The organism is Streptomyces sp. NPDC006743, assembly GCF_040703815.1.
Taxonomy (GTDB): Bacteria; Actinomycetota; Actinomycetes; order Streptomycetales; family Streptomycetaceae; genus Streptomyces.
The window spans coordinates 76158-97464 of sequence record NZ_JBEYJA010000004.1 but is presented as its reverse complement, the minus strand read 5'-3'; the positions used below and the strand labels follow the sequence as shown (position 1 = coordinate 97464).

Annotated in this window: 16 protein-coding genes; 9 read left to right on the top strand and 7 right to left on the bottom strand. The window is 74.5% G+C overall.

The features are described from left to right. Window positions 1-109: 109 nt before the first annotated feature. Window positions 110-1420 (top strand): MFS transporter, encoded by a 1311-nt coding sequence (locus ABZ719_RS05060; RefSeq protein ID WP_366723835.1) that lies wholly within the window; start codon window positions 110-112, stop codon window positions 1418-1420. A gap of 11 nt (window positions 1421-1431) precedes the next feature. On the opposite strand, the gene ABZ719_RS05055 is transcribed toward ABZ719_RS05060, so the two are convergent. Continuing rightward, on the bottom strand, window positions 1432-2619 hold the full coding sequence (locus tag ABZ719_RS05055) for an NAD(P)/FAD-dependent oxidoreductase (protein WP_366723834.1): 1188 nt from the start codon (window positions 2617-2619) through the stop codon (window positions 1432-1434). A gap of 225 nt (window positions 2620-2844) precedes the next feature. Between ABZ719_RS05055 and ABZ719_RS05050 the strand changes: the two genes are divergently transcribed. Together ABZ719_RS05050 and ABZ719_RS05045 are read left to right on the top strand one after the other, a co-directional pair. After that, window positions 2845-3456 carry a GNAT family N-acetyltransferase gene (locus ABZ719_RS05050; RefSeq protein ID WP_366723833.1) on the top strand — a complete coding sequence of 204 codons (612 nt, stop codon included), beginning with the start codon at window positions 2845-2847 and terminating at the stop codon, window positions 3454-3456. 62 nt (window positions 3457-3518) lie between these two features. Further along, window positions 3519-4487 (top strand): GNAT family N-acetyltransferase, encoded by a 969-nt coding sequence (locus ABZ719_RS05045; RefSeq protein ID WP_366723832.1) that lies wholly within the window; start codon window positions 3519-3521, stop codon window positions 4485-4487. Between the two features lie 22 nt (window positions 4488-4509). Here the strand turns inward: ABZ719_RS05045 and ABZ719_RS05040 are convergent, their stop codons facing one another. Both ABZ719_RS05040 and ABZ719_RS05035 read right to left on the bottom strand, forming a co-directional pair. Next, window positions 4510-5193: a pyridoxal 5'-phosphate synthase gene (locus tag ABZ719_RS05040; protein ID WP_366723831.1), complete on the bottom strand. Its 684-nt coding sequence runs from the start codon at window positions 5191-5193 to the stop codon at window positions 4510-4512. Window positions 5194-5513: 320 nt separating this feature from the next. Further along, window positions 5514-6149 (bottom strand): TetR family transcriptional regulator, encoded by a 636-nt coding sequence (locus ABZ719_RS05035; RefSeq protein WP_366724019.1) that lies wholly within the window; start codon window positions 6147-6149, stop codon window positions 5514-5516. A gap of 134 nt (window positions 6150-6283) precedes the next feature. Between ABZ719_RS05035 and ABZ719_RS05030 the strand changes: the two genes are divergently transcribed. The 3 genes from ABZ719_RS05030 (at window position 6284) to ABZ719_RS05020 (ending at window position 10007) form a co-directional block, all read left to right on the top strand. After that, window positions 6284-7012 (top strand): VOC family protein, encoded by a 729-nt coding sequence (locus tag ABZ719_RS05030; RefSeq protein WP_366723830.1) that lies wholly within the window; start codon window positions 6284-6286, stop codon window positions 7010-7012. A 353-nt stretch (window positions 7013-7365) separates the two neighbouring features. Next, a complete protein-coding gene (locus tag ABZ719_RS05025; RefSeq protein ID WP_366723829.1) occupies window positions 7366-9729 on the top strand; it encodes a serine/threonine-protein kinase in 2364 nt (787 codons plus the stop codon). 143 nt (window positions 9730-9872) lie between these two features. After that, window positions 9873-10007, top strand: coding sequence for a hypothetical protein (locus tag ABZ719_RS05020; RefSeq protein ID WP_366723828.1), 135 nt, complete (start codon window positions 9873-9875; stop codon window positions 10005-10007). A 240-nt stretch (window positions 10008-10247) separates the two neighbouring features. Here ABZ719_RS05020 and ABZ719_RS05015 read toward each other — a convergent pair whose 3' ends face one another. The 3 genes from ABZ719_RS05015 to ABZ719_RS05005 all read right to left on the bottom strand — a co-directional run bounded on the left by ABZ719_RS05015 (window position 10248) and on the right by ABZ719_RS05005 (window position 14188). Beyond that, on the bottom strand, window positions 10248-10436 hold the full coding sequence (locus ABZ719_RS05015) for a hypothetical protein (RefSeq protein ID WP_366723827.1): 189 nt from the start codon (window positions 10434-10436) through the stop codon (window positions 10248-10250). A gap of 259 nt (window positions 10437-10695) precedes the next feature. Then, entirely contained in the window at window positions 10696-13641 is a 2946-nt protein-coding gene (locus ABZ719_RS05010) for a BTAD domain-containing putative transcriptional regulator (protein ID WP_366723826.1), read from the bottom strand. A gap of 151 nt (window positions 13642-13792) precedes the next feature. After that, window positions 13793-14188, bottom strand: coding sequence for a nitroreductase/quinone reductase family protein (locus ABZ719_RS05005; protein WP_366723825.1), 396 nt, complete (start codon window positions 14186-14188; stop codon window positions 13793-13795). A gap of 418 nt (window positions 14189-14606) precedes the next feature. Between ABZ719_RS05005 and ABZ719_RS05000 the strand changes: the two genes are divergently transcribed. From ABZ719_RS05000 to ABZ719_RS04990, 3 genes are all read left to right on the top strand, one after another. After that, entirely contained in the window at window positions 14607-17192 is a 2586-nt protein-coding gene (locus ABZ719_RS05000; RefSeq protein ID WP_366723824.1) for a bifunctional FO biosynthesis protein CofGH, read from the top strand. Window positions 17193-17274: 82 nt separating this feature from the next. Next, entirely contained in the window at window positions 17275-17847 is a 573-nt protein-coding gene (locus ABZ719_RS04995; RefSeq protein ID WP_366723823.1) for a hypothetical protein, read from the top strand. 589 nt (window positions 17848-18436) lie between these two features. Continuing rightward, window positions 18437-19555, top strand: a complete 1119-nt coding sequence (locus tag ABZ719_RS04990) for an ADP-ribosylglycohydrolase family protein (RefSeq protein ID WP_366723822.1) — start codon at window positions 18437-18439, stop codon at window positions 19553-19555. A 9-nt stretch (window positions 19556-19564) separates the two neighbouring features. Here the strand turns inward: ABZ719_RS04990 and ABZ719_RS04985 are convergent, their stop codons facing one another. Continuing rightward, window positions 19565-21148 carry a sodium:solute symporter family protein gene (locus ABZ719_RS04985; protein WP_366723821.1) on the bottom strand — a complete coding sequence of 528 codons (1584 nt, stop codon included), beginning with the start codon at window positions 21146-21148 and terminating at the stop codon, window positions 19565-19567. Window positions 21149-21307 lie beyond the last annotated feature (159 nt).

Here is a 21307-nt window from a genome sequence, read left to right as displayed (position 1 = left end):
GAGCCGGAGCCGTGTCGGAGTCCATGACCCGATCCTATGGCCCGATCCTAGCGAATGCTGGCCTTCGGGCCACTCGATGGGTGCGGGGCCGCCCGCGAAGCTGAGTGACGTGACCCAGACAACGGAATCTGCTCTCGACACCGAGGCCCGGACACCGTCCCGGCGCCGGGCGCGTGTGCACCGCGCGTGGTTCGTCGCCGCCGTCACCTTCGTGACCATCATCGGAGCGGCGGCGTTCCGCTCGCTGCCCGGACTGCTCATCGACCCGCTGCACCAGGAGTTCGGCTGGTCGCGCGGCACGATCGGCGCCGCCGTCTCGCTCAACCTCGCCCTGTACGGCCTCACCGCGCCCTTCGCCGCCGCCCTGATGGACCGTTTCGGCATCCGCAAGGTGGTCGCCGTCGCGCTGACCGTGATCGCGGTCGGCTCGGGCCTGACGGTGTGGATGACGGCCGCCTGGCAGCTGTGGCTGTGCTGGGGCCTGCTGGTCGGCCTCGGCTCCGGTTCGATGGCGCTGGCCTTCGCGGCCACGGTCACCAACCGCTGGTTCACCGAGCGGCGCGGCCTGGTCAGTGGCATCCTCACCGCCGCCTCCGCCTCCGGCCAGCTGATCTTCCTGCCCGTCCTGTCCTGGACGGTCCAGTCGCACGGCTGGCGTCCGGCGGCCGTGACCGTGGCGCTGGCGGCGCTCGCCGTCGTGCCGTTCGTCTGGCTGCTGCTGCGCGACCACCCGGCGGACGTGGGCGTACGCCCGTACGGCGCACCGGAGTTCGTACCGAAGCCGGCCCCGGTGCCGGGAGCCGCGCGCCGCACGCTCGGCGTGCTGCTCTCGGCGGTGCGCACCGGGCCCTTCTGGCTGCTGGCCGGCTCCTTCGCGATCTGCGGCGCCTCCACGAACGGCCTGATCCAGACGCACTTCGTGCCCGCCGCCCACGACCACGGGATGCCCGTCACGACGGCGGCGTCGCTGCTCGCGGTCGTCGGTGTGTTCGACGTGGCCGGAACCATCGCCTCGGGCTGGTTCACCGACCGTTTCGAGCCACGCCGGCTGCTCGCGGTCTACTACGCGCTGCGCGGTGTCGCCCTGCTCTTCCTGCCCATGCTGCTCGCGCCGGGCGTGCACCCGCCCATGATCTTCTTCATCGTCTTCTACGGCCTCGACTGGGTCGCCACGGTCCCGCCCACCCTGGCCCTGTGCCGGGAGCACTACGGCGAGGACAGCGCGATCGTCTTCGGCTGGGTCCTCGCCTCCCACCAGGTCGGCGCGGCACTCGTCGCCTACCTCGGCGGGGTCGCCCGCGACGTCTTCGGCTCGTACGACGTCGTCTGGTACGCCTCCGGGGCGCTGTGCGCCGCGGCCGCGCTGATGGCACTGGTGATCCGGCGCCGGCCGCGCGCCCTCGCCGTGGCGGTCGCGTAGGGGGGCCGGTGTCAGCGGTGGGCGCGGGCGATGACCCTGGCGATCTTCTGCGCGTCCCGGGCCAGTTCGCGGAGCATGCCGCTGATGGGGTTGGTGAAGCCGGTGAAGTACAGGCCGGGCGCGTCCGGGGCGGTGCGGGCGCCCCGGACGACGGGCCTGCCGTTCGGGGCCAGTACGCCCAGGTGCCCCACCAGGGGCTCCAGGCCGCGGGAGTAGCCGGTGGCGGCGATGACGGCGTCCGGCCCGATGCGGTCGCCGTCGGCGAGGACGACCTTGCCGTCCTCGAAGCCCTCGACCGCCGCCACGATCTCGACCCGGCCGCCGCGCACGGCGTCGACGAGGCCGACGTCCTGGACGGGGATCGCGCCCTCCTTGACCCGTGAGTACAGGCCGGTGTCCGGGCGGGGCAGGCCCTGGGCCGACAGGTCGGGCATGCTCAGCCGCGTCAGCGGCCCGGCGAGCCGGTCGACGAGCGCGACGGGCAGGCGCCGGCACAGGACGCCCGTGTACTGCGAGGGCCATCCGGCGGTCGACCGGCGCAGGATGTGCGGGACGGTGCGCACGGCCAGCCGTACCCGCGCGGCGCCGCCCTCGACGAGGTCGACGGCTATCTCGGCCCCGGTGTTGCCGATGCCGACGACGAGCACGTCCCGGCCGGCGTAGGGGCCGGGCGAGCGGTAGTCGGCGGCGTGCAGCAGGGTGCCGGGGTAGGCGGCGCGGCCGGGCCAGTCCGGCAGGCGGGGTGTGTGGTTGTAGCCGGTGGCGACGACCACGGCGGCGCCCGTCAGCTTGCGGCCGCCGGTGGCGTGCAGCAGCCAGCCGCTGCCGTCGGGGGCGCGTTCGACGCGGGAGACCTCGACGCCGGTCACGATCTCCAGTTCGTGGTGCTCCGCGTACTTCTCCAGGTACCGCACGACGTCGTCGCGGGCCACCCACCGGCCGAACCGGCGCGGCATCGGCAGGCCGGGCAGCGCGGAGAGCCGGCGGGTGGTGTGCAGGTGCAGGCGGTCGTAGTGGCGCCGCCAGGACGCCCCGACGCGGTCCGACCGCTCCAGCACGACGGCGCGCACGCCCCGCGCGCGCAGCGCGTACGCGGCGGCCAGACCGCCGGGACCGCCGCCGATGACGTAGACGGGGCGGTCGGTGCGCCCCGGGACGGGAGCGGACGCGGCGGCGCTGGTGGACGGGGAGTCGGCCATGAGCGCGAGCGTAATCACGCCCCCGCTTGATGGGTCTCGGTCAAGACGGGAATTGGTTGCGGATCGGTCACGCATGACCGCGCAGGGCGCCGCGCCGGGGCCCCGGACGGCCCCGTGCCCGATGACGGCGTGCCCGCCTGGCCGTGCCCCCGGGTGGCCGGCCCGGCGGTGCGGCGGCCGGTAATCCGGATGTGGCGGCCCCGCTCATTCGGCCAGAATGGCCGGATGGCCGAGATACCTGAGAAGTCCCTTGCCGGCCCCGCCCCCGAGCTGCGCGGTCATGGTCTGCGGCTCCGTCTGTGGGACCCGGCGTCCGAGGCCGATCTGGAGAGCTGGCTGCGAGGGCGGTCCGACCCGGAGTTCCGGCGCTGGAACACACCGCTCATCATGGAACGGGACCTGGCCGACGCGCGCGAATCGCTCACCGCCCACGTGCAGAGCGCCGTCGACGGCACGGGCGTGCCGTTCTGCGTCACGGACGAGGCGACCGGCGAGCGGCTCGGCCACGTCAGTGTCGCCGTCATCAGCCGCCCCATGCGCTCCGGGCGCGTCGGCTACTGGGTGCTGCCGGAGGCGCGCGGGCGCGGTGTCGCCACCCTCTCCCTGCTCCTCGCCGGCCGCTGGGCCTTCACCGAGTTCGGCCTGCACCGCCTCGAACTGGACCACGCCGTCGGCCACGAGGCGTCCTGCCGCGTCGCCGAGCGCTGCGGCTACCTGTACGAGGGGACCGCACGCGGCGCGATGTGGGAGGCGGGTCGCCACGACGCCTTCCGGGACTGCCACTTGCACGCCCGGCTGGCCACGGACCCCGAGCCCGAGCCGCCCGCGCCGCGCTGACCCCGGCCGGCCCCGGCGAGAAATCCGGAGGCGGACCCGACGGCCGGGCGGAATCATGAGGCATGGCTTGCGACGACTGGTACCTCACCCGTGACCTCGACGAATTCCTCGCGCGTGCCGGGGAGTTCCTGCGTTCCCGGCCCGACCGGCACACCGTGCACCTGACCGTGACGGAGAACCTGCGCGCCCGCGGCGGACGGACGTACGGGGACGGCGCCCCCGAGTTCGGCGTGCTGGAAGGCGCGGCGGCGCGGACGGGCACGCGCGGCGTGCGGGCCGCCTTCTTCCGCACGCCCCCGCACCCGCTCGTGCTCACCCCGCTGACCGAGGCGGAGGCCGACGCCCTGGCGGCATGCCTGGCCGGACCGGAGCGGGAGGGCACCGCGGGCGCCGGCGGTTCCGGGGGCGTCGAGGGGCCCGCGGGCGCGGAGGGGCCCGCGGGCACCGGGGGACTCTCCGGCGTCAACGCCGACCAGGACACGGCCGCCGCCTTCGCCGCCGCCTGGCACCGCCGCACCGGCGCCCGTACCTCTCTCCGGCGGCGGATGCGGCTGTACCGGCTCGGCGGGCTGACCGTGCCGCGGCCGGCCCCGCCGGGACGGGCGCGGGTGGCGGGCCCGGCGGACCGCGGCCTGCTGGCCCGCTGGTACACCGACTTCTGCGCCGCCGTCGGCGAGACGGCCGTGCGCGACCCGCGGGACTGGGCCGAGGAGCACGCCGGATCCGGCGCCGTGACGTTCTGGGAGACCCCGGACGGCACCCCGGTCTCCATGGCCGGCAGGTCCCCGGTGGTCGCCGGGCAGGTGCGGGTGACCGCGGTCCACACGCCGGAGCACCTGCGCGGCCGGGGGTACGCGGGCGCCGTCACGGCGGAGGTGAGCCGCGTCGCCGTGGAGTCCGGCGCGGCCGAGGTGCTGCTCTTCACCGACCTGGCCAACCCCACCAGCAACGGCCTGTACCAGCGGATCGGCTACCGGCCGGTCTCCGACTTCGCGGTGTACGGGTTCCGGCCGGCCGCCCCCGCCCCGTGACGGCGGACGGGCGGCGCCGCCGTCACGGCCACAGCAGCTCCCTGACCCAGCCCTCCGGGCCGGTCCGCTCCCGCTCGGCACGGCGGTAGCGCAGGCGTACGTGGCGGCGGCGGGCGTCGCCCTGGAAGAACTCGACCTCGTCGGGGCACAGGCGGTACAGGGTCCAGGACGGGACGTCCGCGTCCGGCTCGCGGCCGGCGCGGTCCCAGGCCGCCCGCGAGGCCCGGCTCAGTTCACCGAGGGAGTCCAGGACCTGGCTCTGCGCGCCGGTGAGGGCGGCGGCCAGGGCGCCGGCCGAGCGGGCGTGCAGGTCCGAGCGGGCCTGCTCGTGGGGTGCGGTCGTGACCGGGCCCCGCACCCGCACCTGGCGTCCCAGGACGGGCCAGTAGAAGACGAGGGCCGCGTACGGGCGTCGGGAGAGGTGGCGGCCCTTGCGGCTGTCCGCGTGGGTGGCGAAGGCCCAGCCCTCCGCGTCGGCGCCGTGCAGCATCACGATGCGGACGTCCGGGTCGCCGGCCTCGTCGGCCGTCGCCAGGGACATGGTGTGCGGCTCGCGCTCACCGGCCGCGACCGCCTGCGCGAACCACCGGGTGAACAGGGGGAGCGGGGCGGCGGGCGCCTCCTCCGGGTCGAACGCGGGCAGCTCGGTGACCTCCGGGTCCCACACGCGCAGCGACCTCAGCAGGGCGTCGAGTTCCGTGTTCATGCCCCGAGTATCACCCGGTGCCGTCCCCCGGGCGGCGCCCGCCGCCCGTCCGCCGCGCGGTACGGGACCGCGCCTCCGCGCCTGCGCCCCCGCGCCTGCGCCCCCGCGCCTGCGCCCCTCGCGCACACCGGGACGTACCCGCGGGCCCTCACCCCTCGCGCACACCGGTCACGCTCGTGCACACCGGGACGTACCCGCGCACCCTCTCCCGAGATGCCCCACAACGCGACAGGCGGCGGTCCACTCGGGTGAACCGCCGCCTGCCTGACAGGACTTGTGGCCTGGAGGTGCCGCACGGGCGCCCGGGGCCGGGGGACCGGCTATCTCGTCGGCTTCTTCCCGGTGACGCCCAGGTACACCAACAGTGCGAGGTTCGGCTTGAGTTCGGCCTGCTTCACGCCCCAGGAGGTGAAGCCCTTCTGGTGCGAGGCGACCGCGGCGAGCATGGCGACCAGTGAACCGGCGATCGCCGCCGGGTTCACGTCCTTGTCGATCTTTCCCTTGGACTGGAGTTCGGCAATCGAATCCGTGAGGGAGCCGTTCACCGCGTTCAGGATCTTCATACGGAGCTTGTAGAAACGCTTGTCGCCCTCGGCCGCCCCGAGGTCGACCACGCGCAGGATCGCGTCGTTGCGGCGCCAGAAGTCCAGGAAGCCGTCGACGAGTTCCTGGGCGGTCTGCCAGCCGGCCTTGCCGACCCAGGACCTGCCTTCGAGGAGGCCGGTCAAGTCGGCGCTCTCGGCGGCCATTTGCTCGGCGATCTCCAGGACGGCACCTTCGACGTCCGGGAAGTACTGGTAGAAGGTCGCGGGCGAAGTCCCCGCCTTCCGGGCGACATCGATGACTTTGACATCCCGGTAGGGCGAGGAGCTGAGCATCTCGCTGAGGCAGTCGAGCAGCTTCTGCCGGGTCGCCTGCCCTCGCCGGCCGGCCACGCGGCCGTCGACGGTACGCACTTGTCCTGTCATGTCGTCAGCTTACCGAGGGGTGATGGGAGCGCGATTCGGCCGACTGCAAATGGGGTGCGCGGGCGCCGAGAGGCTGGTGTGCCTGGTCTGCGGGCTGCGGGAGTCCCGGCTACTTTGACGGCATGGCCGAAAACAGGGCATCCGCGTACACGGAGGGCGTCCCCTGCTGGGTGGACGCGCAGCTCTCCGACACCGCCGCCGGCCGGCGGTTCTACGGTGAGCTTTTCGGGTGGACCTTCGAGGAGAAGGAGGCGTACGGCGGCTCGGTCCTGGCCCTGCTGGAGGGGCGGCCCGTCGCCGCGCTCGCCCCGAAGTCGGACGGCCGGATGCCCACCGTCTGGACGGTGTACTTCGCGGCCCCGGACATGGGGGCGCTGGCCGCGCGGATCCGGGCGGGCGGGGGGCAGATCGTCGGCGACGCCCGGCAGGTCGGCCACTACGGCACGGCCGCGCTGGCCGCCGACCCCGAGGGCGCCGTCTTCGGCCTGTGGCAGCCGGGCCGGCACGCGGGCTTCGGCGTGCGCCACCAGCCGGGCAGCTTCGACTGGGCCCAGCTCTACACCCGCGACACCGAGACGGCCAACGCCTTCTACGGCGGGCTCTTCCACGAGGCCCTGTTCGGCCGGGACACCCGCCCCGACTTCGGCCGGGCCCCCGTCACGGACGTCTTCCCGGCCGAGATGCCGCCGCACTTCCTCGTCCACTTCCGGGTCGCGCGGGCCGAGGCCGCCCTCGGCACGGCCGCCCGGCTCGGCGGCCGCGTCCAGGTGCCCCCGTTCGAGACGTCCTACGGCACGGTCGCGGTCGTCGCCGACGACCAGGGCGCCTCCTTCGCCGTCCTGGAGCGGTGAGAGAAACCGCGTGCGCCGCCGTCGGCGGCGGGGAAGCCGTCGGTGGCGGCGCGGCCGGCCGCCCGGAGCGGCGGAGCCGTCGCACCCGGCGCGTGGAATGCCGTCGTACGGGAGCCGGTGAAATCGCCATGAGGCGGTCAAATCCGGCCAGCGGTGGCGTCCACACGGCGAGAATCCGTCGTTTTGCGTCGTAAAAGCACCAGGACATCCCGGTTCGTCGCCGGGTTCGCCACCGATGCCGCGGCCAGGAAGAATCGGAGTGCGTGCCGCCGCGGCGGTGCGGTGGTGAGACGCTGCACGGGGGCCGCGTACACACGGAGGTGGCGCGGCTCGTACGGGGAGGTGGCAGGCAAGTGGTGGATCAGCTGACGCAGCACGATCCGCGGCGGATCGGTCCGTTCGAGGTGCTGGGACGGCTGGGCGCCGGCGGCATGGGGCTGGTCTATCTCGCGCGCTCGGCGTCCGGCCGGCGGGTGGCGATCAAGACGGTCCGCACCGAGCTGGCCGAGGACCAGCTCTTCCGGGTCCGCTTCACGCGCGAGGTCGAGGCCGCGCGGGCGGTCTCCGGCTTCTACACGGCCGCCGTGGTCGACGCCGACCCGCGCGCGGCGGTGCCGTGGCTGGCCACCGCCTACGTCCCCGCGCCCTCCCTCGAGGAGATAGTGACCGAGTGCGGGCCGCTGCCGGTGCAGGCGGTGCGCTGGCTGGCGGCGGGCGTCGCCGAGGCGCTGCAGTCCATCCACGGCGCCGGGCTGGTCCACCGTGACCTCAAGCCGTCCAACGTGCTCGTCGTCGAGGACGGGCCGCGGGTGATCGACTTCGGTATCGCCTCCGGCGTTTCGAACACCCGTCTGACGATGACGAACGTCGCCGTCGGCACCCCCGCCTACATGTCACCCGAGCAGGCCAAGGACTCGCGCAGCGTCACGGGTGCGAGCGACGTGTTCTCGCTCGGCTCGATGCTGGTCTTCGCCGCCACCGGGCACCCGCCCTTCCACGGCGCCAACCCGGTCGAGACGGTCTTCATGCTGCTGCGCGAGGGACCCGACCTCGAAGGCCTCCCCGACGAGCTGCGTCCGCTGATCGAGTCCTGCATGCAGATGGAGGTCGCGGGCCGCCCCACCCCCGCCGACCTCCAGGCCCAGCTCGCCCCGCACCTCTTCGGCTCGGGCACCGACGACAGCGGCACCGCGTCGGCCTGGCTGCCCGAGCAGGCGGTGGGCCTCATCGAGTCCCGGCGCGGCGGACGCCTCGTCCCGCCGCCCACCTCGGCCGGCCCGGCGGGCGGCGCCCGGCCCGCCGTACCGCCGCCGCCCCCGCCCTCCTACGACCCCGTCGTGCCGGCCCCGCCCGCGCCGCCGCTGCCCGCGATGCCCGCGCCGGTCGGCGCCCCCGGCGCCGGTCCGGTGCGGCTGGCCGGCGCCCAGGTGCCCATCGGGCCCGGCCCGCGCGTCGCCGACGCCCGCGCCGCCGCCGTGAAGGCGCCCCCGCCGGAGGCGGGCCTGGCCGCCACCTGGTCCAGATCCCGGCCCGGCGCCGCGCCCGTCGTCCCGGCGGTGACCGGCGTGCCGCCGGAGACCGCGCCCGGCTGGCGCCCCTGGCGCTTCCGCATGTCCAACGACGTGTGGGGCACCCCGTCCGTCGCCGGTGACCTGGTCTACGTCACCTCCTTCGAGGTGCACGCCCTGGACGTGGCCACCGGCCGGCGCCGCTTCAAGACCCGGGACGTCGCCTGGTCCATGGCGGTCGCCGACGGCCGCGTGCACGCCTCCGACGGGCCCACCCTGTTCGCCCTGGACGCCCGGGACGGCGCCGACCTGTGGCGGTTGCAGACCGACGCCTGGGTGTACTCCCTCAAGGCCGAGCGGGGCACCGTCGTCACCGGCACCCGCGGCGGCGGCGTCCAGGCCTGGGAGGCCACCGGCGGCCAGAAACTGTGGGAGATCACCGGCTGCCAGACCGACTTCGAGTCCCCGGAGGCCGGTCCCGCCCTGCACGACGGCACCGTCTACGTCTGGCAGGACGCGCGCCTGCGCGCCCTGGAGGCCCGCACCGGCGACGAACGCTGGTCCTACCCCGTCGGGGACACGGCCTCCTGCGGCGGCGTGCCGGTCCGCCTCACGGCCGCCCCCGACGGCTACGTGTACGTCTCGGCCGGTACCCGTGTCGTCGCCCTCGACGTGGCGAGCGGCCATGTCCGCTGGCACTTCGAGGCGCCGGCCGTCTTCCTCTCCCCGCCGGCCTTCGCCCCCGGCCCGGCGGTCACCGGCGGCGGTGTCTACCTGGCCGACTACCTCGGCACCGTGTACGCCCTGGACGCCACCGACGGCCGCGACCGCTGGCGCATCGCCACCGAGGCGCGGTCCTGCGTGGACCCGGTCCTGGTCGCCGCCGGACATGTGCACGTCGGCAGCGGCAAGGGCCTGTACACCCTGGACGCGGTGACCGGGACGCCCAAGTGGCGCTTCCAGTCCGGCGGGGAGATCGTCGGTTCCCCGGCGGTCGCCGAGGGCCGCATCCACTTCGGCTCCACCGACCACCTCCTGTACACGCTGAAGGCCGACGACGGCCGCCTGCGCTGGAAACTGGCGACCGGCGGCGAGATCACCGGCTCCCCGGTCGTCCGGGACGGCGTCGTGTACGCGTGCAGCAAGGACCGCTGCGTGTACGCCCTGGACGCGGAGAAGGGCACGGGCACGGCCCGCACCACGGGGTAGGGGGCCGCCCGTGCGGACACGGGGGCGCGGACTCAAACGGTCCGACCGACCAACCCCCACGGCAGGCGCGGCATGTTCACCGCCACCGTCGCCTTCCAGGACGCCCCGGCGGCACGATCCGCTCCGCGCTCCAGGAGACCGACGTGCCCGCGAACGGCAGGCGGACGGTACGCGTGGCCGCCGGCGCACCCGGCGACGTGGCCCGCCCGGCCCATTGCACCGTGGCCCTGGCGGCCCTGGCGGCCCTGGCGGCCCCGGCGGCTCCGGCGGTCGACTGACGGCCCGCACCGGACGCGCGGCCAGGCCGGGCCCCCGAACCTACGTCGGCCGCGACGCCCTCCTCGGACGCGGGGCCAGGCCCGCCCCCGAACACACGTCGGCCGCGACGGCTCCCCCTCCGCGCCGCCGCGGCCGATCCCCCGTGCCCCCCTGTTCCCCCGTGCCCCCCTCTGTGGCCCCCCGGCCGATCCCCCGTGATCCCCCGTGATCCCCCCGTCCGGTCCCCCCGGTACGCGGGCTTACCTCGTCGGCTTGAAGGGCTCCGACGTGGCGTGCATGTCCTTGACCGTGACAGGCTCGTCCGTGGCGTGCATGTCCTGCGTCGTCACGTCGCCGTCCCCGGACTGAGCGACGGCTGCCGCGGCCTCGCCGTCCTTCGTGCCGGTGGCGTGCATGTCCTGGGGCTTGATGACCGACTCGTCGCTCATGCTCTTCGCTCCACTCGGTGTGTTCCTCATCGGGCGCTGGAAGCCCGCCCGGTCACTCCCCCGAGTGTGCCCGGGCGGGCATTCCTGGGCCGCTCACACTAGTTCGCCAGTGCGGGGCCCCTCGCAGTGACCCGTCTGCCCCCCGACGCGACGGATCGACTGGGTCGAGCATGGCGCGAGGCGATAAACGTTCGATGAACGCGCCGGTGCCGTCCCCGCGGACCCCGCACGGCCCGCGCCGGGCGCGGAAGTCCGCTCCTCACACGGCCTGGGCCGGGCGCAGCAGTTCGCTCACGGCGGCGGCCTCGGGCGCGCCCAGTTCCTCGTAGATGCGCAGGGCGTCGCGCCAGCACACCCGCGCGCGGTCCGTCTGCCCGATGCCCGTCAGGGCGTGGCCCAGAACGGTGAGCACGTTGCCGCGCCGCCACTCGCCGCCGATGCCGCGCAGCACCGTGAGGGCCAGCTCCGCGTTGGCGGCGGCCTGCGCGGGGCGCTGCGCGGCGATGTCCACCTCGGCCAGGCGGAACAGCGTCATTCCCTCCCAGAGCCGCTGCCGGCTGTCCCGGAAGACACCCAGCGCCTCGGTGAGGCTGTCGGCGGCGGCGTCGAGCCGGCCGCTCTGGGTGAGCGCCATGCCCAGGGCGTAGCGGGCGTTGGCGCCCCGCATCGAGTTCCCCATGGCGTCGTAGATGCCGATGCCCTGCTGCGCCAGGGCCACCGCGCTCCTGGTCCGGCCCGTCGCCAGGTGGATGCGGGAGAGGTTGCACAGCGCGCTGGCCTCGCCGGGCCGGTCCTGGAGGATGCGGAAGTGCCGGATGGCCTCGGTGAGATGCCGCTCGCCGTCCTCGTTGCGGCTCTGGTACAGCGCGATGATGCCGCGCGCGTTGCGTGCCCAGCACACCGGCAGGAGGTCGTCGGCGTCCATGGCGCGGCGGATCACCTGTTCCGCCTCCTGGTCGGCCATCTCGAAGCGGCCGGCGTCGACGTGCGCGTGCGCCAGCGTCATCAGGGCCCGGGCCTCCACCTGCGCCACACCGGCCCGCCGGGCCGCGTCGAGCAGCGCCTTCGCGGTCGCCTCGTACTCCCGGGAGTTGGCCCCCGACTCGGAGATGTCGAGCGCGGCCCACAGCAGGTCGGTGGCGCGCCGGAGCGAGGCCGAACGCTCCGCGCTGCGGCGGGCGAGGGCGAGGAGGCAGTCCGCCTCGGTGTAGAGCCAGTCCCGGGCGGCCTTGCGGTCGGGGAAGACGAGACCGGGGTACCTGGTGGCGGCGAGGTGGTCGACGAGCCGGTCCCCGGGCCGCTCGATCGCGTACACGCCCGCCGCCGTGGCCAGGTAGAAGTCCAGCAGGCGCGACATCGCCGCGTCGCGTTCGCCAGGGGTGCGCTCGTCGCGTTCGGCGCAGGCCCGGGCGTAGAGGCGGACGAGGTCGTGGAAGCGGTAGCGGCCCGGGGCGGCGGACTCCAGGAGGGAGGTGTCGACGAGGGATTCCAGCAGGTCCTCGGTGTCCTCGGCGGGCAGGTCGAGCACGGCCGCTGCCGCCGCCAGGGAGATGTCCGGACCGTCGGCGAGGCCCAACAGACGGAAGGCGCGGGCCTGGGCCGGCTCCAGTTGGCCGTAGCCGAGTTCGAAGGTGGCCTTCACGGCCAGGTCGCCCGCCTGGAGTTCGTCCAGGCGGCGCCGCTCGTCGGCCAGCTTGGCGGCCAGGACGGAGACCGTCCAGGTGCGGCGGGCCGCCAGCCGGGAGGCGGCGATACGGATGGCGAGGGGGAGGAAGCCGCAGGCGGCGACCACGTCGAGCGCCGCCTCCCGCTCCGAGGCGACCCGCTCCTCGCCGACGATCCGGATGAAGAGCTGGAGCGCCTCCTCCGGGCTCATCACGTCCAGGTCGACCAGGTGCGCGCCCGCCAGGTCGACCATCCGCACCCGGGAGGTGACCAGCGCGGCGCAGCCCTCGGTGCCCGGCAGCAGGGGTCTGACCTGGGCGGCGTCGCGCGCGTTGTCCAGCAGCACCAGGATCCGGCGGCCGTCCAGGACCGAGCGGTACAGGGCGGCCCGCTCCTCCAGGGAGTCGGGGATCGCGGACTCCGCCGTGCCGAGGGCGCGCAGGAAGGAGCCGAGGACCGTCTCCGGTTCCGCGGCGCGCTGCCCGGCGCCCTGGAGGTCCACGTAGAGCTGGCCGTCGGGGAAGGCGGCCCGGGCGTGGTGCGCGACGTGCACGGCGAGGGTCGTCTTGCCGACTCCGCCGATCCCGGCCAGCGCCGATACGGCCATCACCCGGCCCTCGGCCGAGGCCAGCATGTCGCTCAGCTCGCTGACGAAGGCCGCGCGCCCGGTGAAGTCGGGGACGGTGGCGGGCAGTTGGGCGGGGCGCACCGGGGCCGCGGCGGGTTCCGGGGCGGGGGCGGAGGGCTCGGCCAGGGCGGGGTCCGCCTGGAGGATGCGCTGCTGGAGCGCGCGCAGCTCCGGGCGCGGGTCAACGCCCAGTTCGCCGGCGAGCAGACGGCGGGTGTCCGCGTAGACGGCCAGCGCCTCCGCCTGCCGGCCGCTGCGGTACAGGGCGAGCATCAGCAGTTCGCGCAGGCGTTCGCGCAGCGGGTGGGCGGCGGTCAGCGCGGTGAGTTCCGAGACCGCCTCGCCGTGGCAGCCCTGTTCCAGGTCCATGTCGAGCCGCGACTCCAGGAGTTGCAGCCGCCACTCCTCCAGGCGCACCCGCTGCGCCTCGGCGTACGGGCCGGGCACCCCCGCCAGGGGCTCGCCGTCCCACAGGCGCAGCGCGCGGCCGAGCAGCGTCCGCGCCCGGTGCAGGTCCCCGGCGGCGCGGGCCTTGTCCGCCTGCGCGGAGAGGTCCTGCGCCGTCCCGGCGTCCAGCGCGCCCTCGCCCAGGCCGCGCACGGCGTATCCGCCGGACTCGCTGACCAGGACGCCGGGGTCCAGGACCTTGCGCAGCCGGGAGGCGTACGTCCGGACCGCCGCCAGCGCCTGCGAGGGCGGTTCCTCACCCCACAGGGCGTCGATCAGCTCGGACGCCGTCGCCGTGCGCCCCTCGCGCAGCAGCAGCGCGGCGAGCAGGGCGCGCTGCTGGGGCGAGCCGGTGGGCAGCAGCTCCTCGCCGCGCCAGGCGCGCACCGGTCCGAGTACGCAGAAGCGCAGCGCGGCCGACCGCTCGGCACGCCGCTGCTCCGGTACTCGCGGTACACCGTCCATCGCTGCTCCCTGACCGCTGCCGAACTGTCCATCGCCGAGAGGCCAGTTTGCCTTGTTCATGGCAGATGCGTCAGCTCCGGGAGACAGCGATCACAGGGCGTGGTGCCCTGCCTCACAAGGCTTGCACAAGCTCTCCTCTTGCGGAGGGCGCTCAGTCGGTGAGATCCACCCGCACCGTCAGCAGATCCGTCCCGAAGGCCCGCACCGCCGCGCTGTTGAACCGGGGCAGGCGGCGCAGCCGGGCCACGGCGTCGTCGCCGGGCAGGAGGTGGGCGGTGCCGTGGTGCCAGCGGCCCCGGATGCGGACGCGGACGGCCGGGTCGGCCTGGATGTTGCGGACGTACTGGGACTTGAGGCCGAACTCGGAGACGAACCAGAAGGATCCGTCCGTGAGGCGTCCGCCCACGGGGGTGCGGCGGGGCAGATGGGAGACGCGGCCGGTGGTCTCCAGCAGGGTCTGCGAGGGCAGACGCCGGTTCACCGGATTGGCGACGTACCGCTGGAAGCGGGTCACCATCCGGTGCTTCAGCTCGCTGTGGCGGGTCATGGGCCGTCAGCCTAGGGCGTGTCTCGAAAACGGTGCCGTCCGCCCGCGGGGCGGGCGGGACTTACGCGACACGCCCCGGGGGCGCGCCACGGGAGGCGCGCGCTCACCGGGGGAGCGGGCCGGCCACCTGCGTCCGTGCCGCGTCCGCCCGCTCGCGCCTGCTCGTACGGCTCGCGCCTGCTCGTACGGCTCGCGCCTGCTCGTACGGCTCGCGCCTGCTCGTACGGCTCGCGCCTGCGCGTACGGCTCGCGCCTGCGCGTACGGCTCGCGCCTGCGCGTACGGCTCGCGCCCGCTCCTACCGCCCGCGCCCGCCCCGGCCCGCCCGCCCCCGCCCCGGCCGGGTGGGCCGCCCGTGCGCGTGTCCCGGCCGCGGCCGCCCGCGCTGATCAGCGTGATCGCGATCGTATGCTCGGAGGATGACGACTTCCGCGACCTCCGGAACCGGCCCCACCGAGAACTCCCTGCGTCGCGCCCTCAAACGTGCGCGGGACGGCGTCGCCCTCGACGTCGCCGAGGCGGCGGTGCTGCTCCAGGCCCGCGGCGAGCACCTGCGGGACCTCGTCGCCTCCGCCGCCCGGGTGCGCGACGCCGGCCTGGAGGCCGCCGGGCGTCCCGGTGTCATCACCTACTCCAAGAGCGTCTTCGTCCCGCTGACCCGGCTCTGCCGGGACAAGTGCCACTACTGCACGTTCGTCACCGTCCCCGGCAAGCTGCGCCGCGCCGGACACGGGATGTTCATGTCCCCCGACGAGGTCCTGGACATCGCCCGCCGCGGTGCCGCACTCGGCTGCAAGGAAGCCCTCATCACCCTCGGCGACAAGCCCGAGGACCGCTGGCCCGAGGCCCGCGAATGGCTCGACGCGCACGGCTACGACGACACCATCGCCTACGTCCGCGCCGTCTCGATCCGCATCCTGGAGGAGACCGGCCTCCTGCCGCACCTCAACCCGGGCGTCCTGAGCTGGACGGACTTCCAGCGCCTCAAGCCCGTGGCCCCGTCGATGGGCATGATGCTGGAGACCACGGCGACCCGCCTGTGGTCCGAGCCCGGCGGCCCGCACCACGGCTCCCCGGACAAGGAGCCCGCCGTGCGGCTGCGGGTCCTGGAGGACGCCGGACGCTCCTCCGTCCCCTTCACCTCCGGGATCCTGATCGGCATCGGCGAGACGTTCGAGGAGCGCGCCGAGTCCCTGTTCGCGCTGCGCAAGGTCGCCCGCGCCCACCACGGCGTCCAGGAGCTGATCATCCAGAACTTCCGCGCCAAGCCGGACACGGCGATGCGCGGCATGCCGGACGCCGAACTGGACGACCTGGTCGCCACGGTCGCCGTCGCCCGGCACATCATGGGCCCCGCCGCCTGCCTCCAGGCCCCGCCCAACCTCGTCGACGGCGAGTACGAACGGCTCATCGCGGCCGGCATCGACGACTGGGGCGGCGTCTCCCCGCTCACCATCGACCACGTCAACCCCGAACGCCCCTGGCCGCAGATCGACCAGTTGCGCGAGCGCTCCGCCGCCGCCGGGTTCGAGCTGCGCGAACGGCTCTGCGTCTACCCGGAGTTCGTCACCCGGGGCGAGCCCTGGCTCGACCCGCGCCTGCTGCCGCACGTGCGCGCCCTCGCCGACCCGGCGACCGGCCTGGCCCGCGAGGACGCGGCCGTGGAGGGGCGTCCCTGGCAGGAACCGGACGAGGCGTTCACCGCCTCCGGCCGCACCGACCTGCACACCGCGATCGACGCCGAGGGCCGCACCGGGGACCGCCGCGGCGACTTCGACGAGGTCTACGGCGACTGGGACGCCCTGCGCGAGGCGGCGGCGCCCGGCATGGCACCCGAGCGCATCGACACCGACGTCCGCCAGGCCCTGCGCACCGCCGCCGACGACCCGACGCGGCTGACCGACGCCGAGGCCCTGGCGCTGCTGCACGCGGACGGCCCGGCGCTGGACGCCCTCGCCCGGATCGCGGACGACGTCCGCAGGGCGGCGGTCGGCGACGACGTGACGTACATCGTCACCCGCAACATCAACTTCACCAACGTCTGCTACACCGGCTGCCGCTTCTGCGCCTTCGCCCAGCGCCGCACGGACGCCGACGCCTACACCCTCTCCCTGGACCAGGTCGCCGACCGCGCCCAGCAGGCCTGGGAGGTGGGCGCGGTGGAGGTCTGCATGCAGGGCGGCATCCACCCGGACCTGCCCGGCACCGCCTACTTCGACATCGCCAGGGCGGTCAAGGAGCGCGTCCCCGGCATGCACGTGCACGCGTTCTCGCCGATGGAGGTGGTCAACGGCGCGGCCCGCACCAACCTGTCGATCCGCGAATGGCTGACCGCGGCCAAGGAGGCGGGCCTGGACACCATCCCCGGGACGGCCGCGGAGATCCTGGACGACGAGGTCCGCTGGGTCCTGACCAAGGGCAAGCTGCCCACCGCCACCTGGATCGAGGTCGTCAGGACCGCGCACGAGCTGGGCATCCGCTCCTCGTCGACGATGATGTACGGCCACGTCGACCAGCCCCGCCACTGGCTCGGCCACTTCCGCACCCTGGCCCGCATCCAGCAGGAGACCGGCGGCTTCACGGAGTTCGTCACCCTCCCCTTCATCCACACCAACGCCCCGGTCTACCTGGCCGGCATCGCCCGCCCCGGCCCCACGGCCCGCGACAACCGGGCGGTCACCGCGATGGCCCGCCTGCTGCTGCACCCCTGGATCTCCAACATCCAGACGAGCTGGGTCAAACTGGGCGCGGACGGCGCCGCCGAGATGCTCCGCTCCGGCGCCAACGACCTGGGCGGCACCCTCATGGAGGAGACCATCTCCCGCATGGCGGGCTCCTCCTACGGCTCCTACAAGTCGGTCAAGGACCTGATCGCGGTCGCGGAAGCGGCGGGCCGCCCCGCCCGGCCGCGCACCACGGTCTACGGCGAGGTCCCCGAGGAGCGGCAGCGCACGGCGACCGCCTCCGACGGCCACCTGCCGCAGCTGCTGCCGGTGCTGGACTGAACCGCGCGCGAGGCGGCCCACAGTACGATGAGCCGACGGTTCCCGGGGCCGAACAGCTGAGTAGCCGAGGAGATGCGTGCCCATGCCTGCCCGAATACCTTCGTGGGCCTGGGTCAGCGGCCTGACCGCCGCGGCGGTCGTCGCGGTCGGGGCGCTGGCGGCCCAGGCGGACCAGGGCGGGCACCCCGTCGCCGCCTCCCCGCGCCCCAGCGCGTCGGCCTCTGCGGGCAGGCACTCCCCGGCGGCGCCCCCCAGGCACACGGCCCCGCCCGCGCCGCCGTCCGACTCCGGCACGGGCCGCCGCGTCGTCTACTCCCTGGGGCAGAAGCGCGTCTGGCTGATGGACGTGCGCGGCATGCCGACCCGGACCTTCGCCGTCTGGCCCGGCACGGTCAGCCCCGACCCGGGCGCCTACGCGATCTCCCAGCGGGTCGCCGACCCCACGAAGGGCTCGGACGGGGTGGAGATCGAGCACATCCTGTACTTCGCGGGCAAGTCCGGTGTCTTCGTCGCCTTCAGCAACGCCGTGGACGGCTCCTCGCCGCCGCCGGTCGCCGAGGGCATCAAGACGGGCGGCGTCCGCACCGGCAAGCAGGACGGCGCGGCCCTGTGGGCGTTCGCGGACAAGGGGACGCGCGTGGTCGTCGTCCCCTAGTGCTGTGACCGGGAAGGTTCACCGGCTCGCGACGCCCGGCACGGCACCTCGCCGCGTTGTCGCATCACCCGAGTACGTCCAGTACGCGGGTCATGCTCCGCCTTGCGATGCACCGCACCGGACGCCGCGAGCTTCCCGGCAAACCTTCCCGGCCACAGCACTAGCGAGGGGGTCGTCCCCTAGCGAGGGGAAGGACGGCACAGGCGGGACCGGCTGGGCGCCGAGGCGCCCCGGCACGCCGGGCGGCAGGCGGCTGCCCGGCGGAGCGCGGAACGCCTGCGGGTCTGCGATCCCGTGGCCGGAAGCCTCCAACTCCCCCTGGCGGTCGGCAGGTTCGGGGGCGCCGGCCGCGGGGCCGCCGTGGCGGGAGCCGGCCGGGCTGCTGAGGGCCGGCGGGGCGGACCCGGCCGGGCACCGGGTGGCGCGGTGCGTCACGGCCTGCGGCCGGGGCGAGGGGCGGTGTCCGGCCGGACGGGCCCCCGCCACAGCAGCTCCACCGGCCCCCCCGGTCATCCCCTGAACACACCGTTCCCGTTCGACTACAGTGCCGAGCGTCGTACGGACGGACGGTGCCGTGAGGGAGGTCTGGGTGGGTACGACGGCCGGGATCGTCTGGGGGCGTGCCGAGCAGCAGGACTTCCGCGGGCGGGTGCGGGGCACGCTGCTCGGCGTCGCGCTGGGGGACGCGCTCGGCGCGCCGGTGGACGGGCTGGGGTACGAGGCGGTCCGGGAGGCGCACGGGCCGGAGGGCGTCGTGGACCTCGTCGCGGCGCACGGCCGGCGCGGCACCGTCACGCACCTCACCCAGCTCACGCTGTTCTCCGTGGACGGGCTGATCCGGGCGCAGGTGCGGCGGGACACCGGGGCCTGGCACCCGCCGACCGACGTGCACCGGGCGTACCTGCGCTGGGCGGCGACCCAGCGGGACTGGGGGCCCGACGAACGGCGCGAGGAGGACGGCTGGCTGGCCCGCGAGGAGTGGCTGTACGCCCGGCGGGAACCGACGCGGGCGCTGCTCGGCGGCTTCGGGGACGAGACGATGGGGACGCTCCAGGCGCCGAAGAACCCGGGCGAGGCGGGGCCCGAGGCCGCGGCGCGGTCGGCGCCGTTCGGGCTGCTGGTCGGCTGGGAGCCCCAGTTGGTGGTGCAGCTCGCCGTGGAGTGCGCGGCGCAGAGCCACGGGCACCCCACGGCGTGGCTCGCGGCCGGTGCCTACGCCGTGATCGTGCACGCGCTCGCCCGCGGGGACGGGCTCGACGCCGCCGTGCAGAAGGCGCTGGCGCTGCTCGCCGTACGGCCGGGCCACGAGCCGGTCTCGGACGCGCTGCAGCACGCACTGGGCGCGGTGCGCCAGGGCATGCCGGGTCCGGCGCGGGTGGAGGAGCTGGCGGGGGAGGGGGCCGCGGAGGGCGTCCTGGCCGTCGCGGTGTACTGCGCGCTGGTCGGCGAGGACGTACGCCACGGGCTGTGCCTGGCGGTGAACCAGAGCGGTCCCTCGGGGGCGGCCGGGGCCCTCACCGGCGGACTGCTCGGTGCCCTGCACGGCGAGACGGCCCTCCCGCCGGCCTGGCTGGCCGAGCTGGAGGGCCGTCCGACCCTGCTGGTCCTGGCGGACGACTTCGCGATGGAGATGACCCAGGGGCCCGCCCTGCACGGGCCCGCCGGGTCGGCCCCGGGCTGGCTGGCCCGCTATCCCAGGGGCGCCTAGAGCGGCCGGTCACGAGGGCTGGGTGCCGACCACGTCGTCGCCCGCGCCCGCCGGGGCCGGTACCGCCGCTGCCGCCGCGGTGCCGCCGTCGCCGTCCCCGTCCGTGTTGACCCACTCGATGACCGCGAGCCGCTCGGGGGTGTCCTCCGGCCTGACGTAACCGATGACGATGTACAGGACCAGGGAGACCGCGAGCGGGATCGACACCTGGTACTGGAGCGGGACGCCGCCGTCGACGTTCCAGTTGACCGGATAGTTCACCAGCCAGAAGGCCAGCAGGCCCAGGCCCCAGCTGGTGAGCGCGGCCGTCGGGCCCGAGCGGCGGAAGGGGCGGAGCAGGCCGAGCATCATCGGGATGGCGATCGGACCCATCAGACCCGCGACCCACTTGATGACGACCGTGATGATGTCCTTGAACGTCGGCGAGTCGACCTGGGTGGCCACCGCCATGGACAGGCCGAGGAAGACGACGGTGGTCACGCGGGCGGCGACCAGTCCGCTGCGCGCGCCCCAGGCCCGCGCGCGCCGCGACAGCACGGGTGCCACGTCCCGGGTGAAGACGGCGGCGATGGCGTTGGCGTCCGAGGAGCACATGGCCATCGTGTGGGAGAAGAAGCCGACGATGACCAGGCCCAGCAGGCCGTGCGGCAGGAGCTGTTCGGTCATCAGGGCGTAGGAGTCGGAGCCGTCGGGCTTGTTCGCGTGGACCAGCAGCGGTGACATCCACATGGGGAAGAAGAGGACGACCGGCCAGACGAGCCACAGGACCGCCGACAGCCGCGCCGAGCGCTCGGCCTGGCGGGCGCTGCCCGTGGCCATGTAGCGCTGGGCCTGGTTGAGCATGCCGCCGTTGTACTCGAAGAGCTTGATGAAGAGGAACGCCAGCAGGAACACCGTGCCGTACGGGCCGACCAGCGGCTTTCCGTGGCCGTGCAGGGCGGGCTCGTCCCAGGCGCCGAGGAAGCCGATGCCCTTGTCGTTGAGCTTCAGGACGACGGCCACGAACATCGACACACCGGCGAGCAACTGGATGACGAACTGGCCCAGTTCGGTGAGCGCGTCCGCCCACAGGCCGCCGATCGTGCAGTAGACCGCGGTGATCGCGCCGGTGATCAGGATGCCCTGGTTGAGGCTCATGCCGGTGAAGACGGACAGCAGGGTCGCGATCGCCGCCCACTTCGCGCCCACGTCCACGATCTTCAGCAGCATCCCGGACCAGGCGAGCGCCTGCTGCGTGGAGAGGTTGTAGCGGTTCTTCAGGTACTCCAGCGGGGAGGCGACGTGCAGGCGGGAGCGGAGCCGGTTGATGCGCGGCGCGAACAGCTTCGATCCGATGGCGATGCCCAGGGCGATGGGGAACGACCAGGTGACGAAGGAGGTGACGCCGTAGGTGTAGGAGATGCCCGCGTACCCGGTGAACAGCACCGCGCTGTAGCCGGACATGTGGTGCGAGATGCCGGACAGCCACCAGGGCATCTTGCCGCCGGCGGTGAAGAAGTCGCTGACGTCGCCCACCCGTTTGTGCGACCAGACGCCGATCGCGACCATCACGCCGAAGTAGCCGATGAGCACGGCCCAGTCGAGACTGTTCATGTGCCCCCCTTCCAGGGTCCGCCTTGTGAACTCCGCTCATCCGGTTGGCACTTCGCCTGAGCGGGGTAGGGGCGAGGAAGGCCGCGAAGTGCCCGCTCATCGTGGGATCGGTGACGTGGGCGCGACAAGAAAGCGGAAGGTCAAGAGCGGGCAAAAATA